At 36.4% G+C, this 1,663-nt stretch carries 2 protein-coding genes; both read right to left on the reverse strand.

The features are described 5' to 3' along the window. Positions 1-77 precede the first annotated feature (77 nt). Entirely contained in the window at positions 78-332 is a 255-nt protein-coding gene (locus tag K5G00_RS30345; RefSeq protein WP_238770152.1) for a Glu/Leu/Phe/Val dehydrogenase dimerization domain-containing protein, read from the reverse strand. Positions 333-526: 194 nt separating this feature from the next. Beyond that, positions 527-1,471, reverse strand: a complete 945-nt coding sequence (locus K5G00_RS29265) for a tail fiber domain-containing protein (RefSeq protein WP_238770154.1) — start codon at positions 1,469-1,471, stop codon at positions 527-529. Between the last annotated feature and the right edge of the window lie 192 nt (positions 1,472-1,663).

Genomic DNA, 1,663 nt, shown 5'->3' on the forward strand with positions numbered 1-1,663 from the left:
GAAATTACTCATCTCTCTAAGTTAATAATTTTAAATGCAAAGCCATTTAAACATGACCACCACCAAAGGAGGTGGTTTTAAAGATTATAATAAAACAGGAAAGGTAATTTTAACGGAATCTTCAAAAGTGGAGTTTTTACACCAACGTTAACGATTATTAAAGCAGGTAATACCAGTGAACTATAAAATTCGGTCATAAAACTTTGGCAAAAGCGCATAATTTCACTATTCAATTTCCCTTCTGAACTAAAATCCGAACCTCCTTTTCCACCTCCCACAGAAAGCGTAGTTAAACTGTTTTTAAAGTTTTGTTCGAAGCCTAAAAACTTCATTCAAAAAAAGACGCTAATCAAAAAATATTTAGCATCTTCTTTTATACCGATTAGTATTTAAAATTACCCAATTAATTTACGGTATAACTTATTGTCTTTAAAAACATCTATCTACATAATACCATATTTAATGTGCAGATTAGCGTGTAAAATGGAACAAGTTACCTCCGCAATAAGGCGTGGATACCATTCGGTTATTTTACTGCTGCTGTTCTTTCTGTATCATTTTTTATAAGTACATTTTTCATCAATATTTCAAGCGAGTTAAGGCGTTGTTGTAAATCCTGTATTTCTGCATCTTTCTCGGCTTTTAAAGCTGTATTTGCGTTTTGCAGGTTTTCGATGGTTTGTTTTAGTTCGTCGTTTTGGCGGCTGAGTTCCTGGATGGCGCCAATACCTGCTGAAAAAACCTGGTCGTAGTCGATGGCGCGGAAATCATCTACTTTTTTTCCATACACGAAAACTTCAGAACAATCGCCTTCGGGTTTTTGAACGGTAAACTTGTTGTCAGAAAGAATAGAAAGTACTTCTTTTTCATGTGTTCCTCCGGGCGTTATAAAACGCAGCATATCGCCTTTTTGTAAGTTATGTTCCACCGGAGTACTTACTGTAATTGTTTTAGCAGCAGAATCAACAACCACTGCTGTTGCTTCTTTATAAATATCGGGGATAAATGCTTTGCTCTTACCAACCGCATTGGGCAATACTTCTTCTATTTGCTGGGCTATAAAACCTTTTTTGGTAATGTTGCCTTTTTCTACTTTATCAATGTATTGGTAATCGACGACCTCAATTTTATTGATTAGTGCCAGCTCATTTTTGCCATTACTGTGTTGGACATTATTTTTTATTCTTCTGTCAGAAACGGCATGGAAACTATAAGCTTTTATTCTGCTACTTGTAACTATTGAGTAGTTTTGACTTGTAGATGTTGTAGAACCATAATAAACACTGCCATCGCCCTTTATAGAGTAATAAGCATAATCGCAGGCATCGCCGGAAGAACTTCCGCTCACTTCCAGCGGGTAATCGGGTGAAGCCGTGCCAATACCCACATTTCCATTAGGCGCAATAATCATCCGGTAAACTCCGTTGTCACTATCCCAGGCTCCCAGTCCTTGGTTTGAATTATTAATCACCCATTTTTTTGTGTTATTTATTAATGCAAAACCTGCATAGTTCCCTCCGGTTTCAACTACCAGTGGCTGTCCGGCATTTTCATCATAAACATGAAGATTATACCAATTTGAGTATATAGTGCCGCTGTATTATCTTTGAAGCATGGGAAGACAAAGCAAATTCAATATAAAAGAGGATTTAAAAGAACTTGA

The sequence above is a fragment of the Maribellus maritimus genome, assembly GCF_022267315.1.
GTDB classification, from domain to species: domain Bacteria; phylum Bacteroidota; class Bacteroidia; order Bacteroidales; family Prolixibacteraceae; genus Draconibacterium; species Draconibacterium maritimum.